At 70.3% G+C, this 3,972-nt stretch carries 5 protein-coding genes, 1 pseudogene and 1 riboswitch; of the genes and pseudogenes, 1 reads left to right on the top strand and 5 read right to left on the bottom strand.

The window, feature by feature from the left end; all coding sequences use genetic code 11:
- A partial coding sequence (locus tag KUTG_RS34230) for a GNAT family N-acetyltransferase (RefSeq protein WP_157495665.1) occupies positions 1 to 392 on the bottom strand: 392 nt, incomplete at its 3' end.
- Positions 393 to 406: 14 nt separating this feature from the next.
- Positions 407 to 522, bottom strand: a riboswitch (SAM riboswitch).
- Between the two features lie 84 nt (positions 523 to 606).
- Between KUTG_RS34230 and KUTG_RS34225 the strand changes: the two genes are divergently transcribed.
- Positions 607 to 1,191 carry a hypothetical protein gene (locus KUTG_RS34225; RefSeq protein WP_043722760.1) on the top strand — a complete coding sequence of 195 codons (585 nt, stop codon included), beginning with the start codon at positions 607 to 609 and terminating at the stop codon, positions 1,189 to 1,191.
- A gap of 51 nt (positions 1,192 to 1,242) precedes the next feature.
- Here the strand turns inward: KUTG_RS34225 and mutM are convergent.
- The 4 genes and pseudogenes from mutM to KUTG_RS34205 all read right to left on the bottom strand — a co-directional run bounded on the left by mutM (position 1,243) and on the right by KUTG_RS34205 (position 3,736).
- A pseudogene (mutM, locus tag KUTG_RS34220) lies at positions 1,243 to 2,108 on the bottom strand (bifunctional DNA-formamidopyrimidine glycosylase/DNA-(apurinic or apyrimidinic site) lyase).
- A gap of 86 nt (positions 2,109 to 2,194) precedes the next feature.
- Positions 2,195 to 2,938: a ribonuclease III gene (rnc, locus tag KUTG_RS34215; protein ID WP_052395720.1), complete on the bottom strand. Its 744-nt coding sequence runs from the start codon at positions 2,936 to 2,938 to the stop codon at positions 2,195 to 2,197.
- Between the two features lie 31 nt (positions 2,939 to 2,969).
- A complete protein-coding gene (gene rpmF / locus KUTG_RS34210) occupies positions 2,970 to 3,152 on the bottom strand; it encodes a 50S ribosomal protein L32 (protein WP_043722758.1) in 183 nt (60 codons plus the stop codon).
- A gap of 2 nt (positions 3,153 to 3,154) precedes the next feature.
- Positions 3,155 to 3,736 carry a YceD family protein gene (locus tag KUTG_RS34205; protein WP_043722756.1) on the bottom strand — a complete coding sequence of 194 codons (582 nt, stop codon included), beginning with the start codon at positions 3,734 to 3,736 and terminating at the stop codon, positions 3,155 to 3,157.
- Positions 3,737 to 3,972: the final 236 nt, after the last annotated feature.

Here is a 3,972-nt window from a genome sequence, read left to right as displayed (position 1 = left end):
CCGGACGCCCGCTCGACCACGGCCTCGGCCGCACGGGTCAGGAGTTGGGTGCCGAGGCCGGTGCGGCGCTGGTCGTGGCGGACGTGGAGGTTGTCGACGAGGCTGCCCCACTGGGGATCGGCGTCGAAGACGACGTGGATGAAGCCCACCAAGCGGTGGTCGTGCTCGGCGAGCACGGTCTCGCTGTTGGTGGGCGAGGCCAGTCGGGTCGTCCACACGGCGCGGCGATCAGCCACGACGTCGCCGTCGAGGTACGCGTCGGCGTAGGCGCCACGGTAGAACCGGCGCCAGCTGTCGGCGTGGAGCTGCGCGACCTGGCCGGCATCGGTGGCCCCAGCGTGGCGGAACAGCGAAGTTTCCCCTTGCAGGGCAGGGTTTTGGTCAGCGGGCATGAGCAGCTCCGTCGCTTCGCGGCTTGCCCGACGCCGGTGCGCCGAGCCCGGTCCTCACCCGGAGCACCCCGCCCGCGAACGCCGGGGTTGCCGGCCAGCAAGCCGGGGCTGAACGCTGGCACTCATGACCTGGCGCCGAAATTAGCACCGGTGATCCACCGACGCCACAGCCTTTTCGGCCACGGGCGGCGCGGTGTGCTGCAAGACTGCAGGCATGACCGAGGACTTGTTCGTACAGCAGGAAAAGCTCCAGCTCGAGGCGCACGCCGTGTGCACCGACCTGAACATCGACGCCCTGCTGGCCGAGTTCGGCGACCCGGTGCACACCGGCAGCTCGGTGCTGGGCCTCATGGTCAAGCGGGACGTGGACATCACCGTGGCCTGCCCCAAGCTGGACACCGGGGCCGTCGCCCGGCTCGGCGCCGAGATCGCCCGGCACGAGCGGATCTGGAAGGTCCAGTTCCGCAACGACACCGGCCACTGGAACGTCGAGCCCGAGCAGTACCCCGACGGCCTCTACCTCGGCCTCGGCTACGGCTCCGCCGAGGGACAGCGCTGGAACTTCGACATCTGGTTCGTCGACGCGCCCGCGCGCACGCCCGACCTCGACCACATCAAGACGCTGCCGCCCCGTCTGACCCCCGAGACCCGGCGCGCCATCCTGGCCGTCAAGCACGCGTGGGCCGACAACCCCGCCTACGGCAAGACCGTCCGCAGCTACACCATCTACTCCGCCGTCCTCGACGACGGCGTCCGCACCCCCGCGGACTTCGACCGCTGGCTGGCCGATCGCGGGTAGCTCATGGTGCGACCACCGGCGGCGGAGTCGCGACGCCGGAGGCGGCGCCATTTAGATGTGGGGATTCTTGGGCATTGGCTGGCACTTCGGGCAGGAGTAGGAGGAGCGGTTCATGAAGGGGTCACGGCGGATGACGCTGCCGCAGCGGCGGCAGGCGCGGCCCTCCTGGCCGTAGACGGCGAGGGCGCGGTCGAAGTAGCCGGACTGGCCGTTGACGTTGACGTACAAGGCGTCGAAGGAGGTGCCGCCGGCGGCGAGGGCCTCGGTCATGACGTCGGGGCGGCCGACAGCAGGGCGGCGGCCTGGGGGCGGGTGAGCTTGTCGGTGGGGCGGGCCCAGTGCAGCTTGGTGCGCCACAGGGACTCGTCCGCGTAGATGTTGCCGACACCGGACACCAGGGTCTGGTCGAGCAGGGCGCGCTTGACGCCGGTGCGCTTGCGCCGCAGGGCGGCGACGGCGGCGTCGGGGTCGAAAGCGGGATCCATGGGGTCGCGGGCGATGTGCGCGACGGGGGCGGGCAGGGAGGCGCCGTCGACCTCGACGAGGTCGGCCAGGGCCAGGCCGCCGAAGGTGCGCTGGTCGACGAAGCGGAGCTCGGGGCCGCCGTCGTCGAAGCGGAGCCGGACCCGGAGGTGCTTCTCGTCGACGGCGTCCTCGGGCTGGACGAGCATCTGACCGCTCATGCCGAGGTGGGCGATGATCGCCTCGGAGTCGTCGAGCTCCAGCCACAGGTACTTGCCCCGGCGGCCGGCGGCGACGATCGAGCGGCCGGCGAGGCGGTCGGCGAAGTCGACGGGCCCGGGCTCGTGCCGGCGGACGGCCCGCAGGTTGAGCACCTCGACGGCGGTGACGCGCCGGCCGGTGACATGGGCGTCCAGGCCTCGGCGCACGACCTCGACCTCGGGCAACTCCGGCATATCCATCCTTCCCAGGAGAACCCAGAAGGGGGCATTCCTGGCGTGAGACGCCTGGAATGCCCCCTTCCGGGCACCACTTCGACAGATCAGCCGGTCGCGTCCTGCGCGCGCGGCCCTTCCGCCTTGAGCGTGGTGTAAGCGGCCTCGGCCGCCTTCTGCTCGGCTTCCTTCTTCGTTCGGCCGCCGCCGGAACCCAGTCCCCGCCCGCCGACATAGACGGTGGCGGTGAACTCCTTGCGGTGATCGGGTCCCTCGTCGTCCACCCGGTACTCGGGCACGCCGAGTCCGTGGGCGGCGGTCAGCTCCTGGAGGCTGGTCTTCCAGTCCAGTCCCGCGCCCTTGAGCGGCGCGGCCTCCAGCAGCGGGTCGAACAACCGGTGCACTAGGCCCCGGGCAACGTCGATGCCATGGGCAAGGTAGACGGCGCCGATCATGGCTTCGAGACCGTCGGCGAGGATGCTCGCCTTGTCCCGGCCACCGGTCAGCTCCTCGCCGCGCCCCAACAGCAGGTGCGCGCCGAGGCCACCGTCGCTGAGGTCACGAGCGACGCCGGCCAGCGCCATCATGTTCACCACGCTCGCTCGCAGCTTCGCCAACTGCCCTTCGGGCAGGTCGGGGTGTCTGCGATAGAGGTGGTCCGTCACCACGAGTCCGAGGACGGCGTCTCCGAGGAACTCGAGACGCTCGTTCGGCGGCAGGCCGCCGTTCTCGTACGCGTAGGACCTGTGAGTGAGGGCCAACACAAGAAGCTCGGGGTCCAACTCGACACCGAGTGCCTCAAGTAGCAGGGCCCGATCTGGCGCCGGGCCCCGTGATCCCTTACCTCCCACCGCGCTCAGCCTTCTCGCCGGGAGGTGGCGGTCAGGCCGGCTGGACGACCTGGCGGCCGTCGTACTGGCCGCAGGCCGGGCACGCGATGTGCGACAGCTTGGGCTGGCGGCAGGCGCGGTTGGAGCAGGCCACCAGGTTCGGGGCGACGGCCTTCCACTGGGCACGGCGCGTACGGGTGTTGGAGCGGGACATCTTCCGCTTCGGGACGGCCACGACTAGCTCTCCTCCTCGGTCCCGCCGAACTTCTCCTGCAGAGCAGCCCAGCGAGGATCAATCGTCTCATGCGCGTGGTCGGGGCCCAGGTCGGCCCACTTGACGCCGCACTCGGCGCACAGTCCACGACAGTCCGGCGAGCACAGCGGAACCTGCGGCAGCGCGAGCACGACCGCGTCGCGCACCACCGGCTCCAGGTCGAACAGATCGTCGACGAGCCGTGAGATCTCGTCTTCGTCCGTGGTCGCCTCGGTCGCGCTGTCCGGATAGGCGAACAGCTCGGTGAAGCGGACCTCGACCGTGCCGGACAACGGATCAAGACACCGCGAGCACTCCCCGACCGTCTCCGCCGTGGCGGTCCCGGTGGCGAGCACACCCTCCACTACCGACTCGACCAGCAGATCCAGCACGACCTCACTGCCCACCTCGACCCCGATGACGTCCGGGTAGCCGAAACCACCCGGTGCCGGAGCCACTCGGTGGTAGCTACGGCTGGAGCCGGGTCGGCGGCCGATGTCCCTGGTGTCGATAACCCATGGGCCGGCCATCTGCTGGGTGCGCGCGTGTGATCGTTGCTTAGGCATGGTGGTTGTGTCGCTGGTGGGGTGACTTACCGTGGCCAGCTGGTCAAGAGTACTCAAGAAGATGGCCAGAAGGAAAATCGCCTGGTCAGTGCCTATACCACGCGTTCAGCGCGGGCGAGGCCGCTCGAACCCGGCGCCTTCGCTTGCCAGATTTAGCCCGCCGCGTCGGCTCGGGTGGCGGGGCACGTCCGGTGGCGGGGGGGCGAAATCCGCCAACCGCTCCAGGCGCCGGCGCG

Origin of the sequence: Kutzneria sp. 744 (assembly GCF_000568255.1) — a bacterium.
In the GTDB taxonomy this organism is placed as follows: Bacteria; Actinomycetota; Actinomycetes; order Mycobacteriales; family Pseudonocardiaceae; genus Kutzneria.
Note: the sequence above shows the minus strand (reverse complement) of the source record. Positions and strands in the feature narration are given on the sequence as shown.

Coding starts and splice junctions, on each gene's coding strand:
- KUTG_RS34225 (WP_043722760.1), top strand. CDS start 607: ATGACCGAGGACTTGTTCGTACAGCAGGAAAAGCTCCAGCTCGAGGCG.
- KUTG_RS34205 (WP_043722756.1), bottom strand. CDS start 3,736: ATGCCTAAGCAACGATCACACGCGCGCACCCAGCAGATGGCCGGCCCA.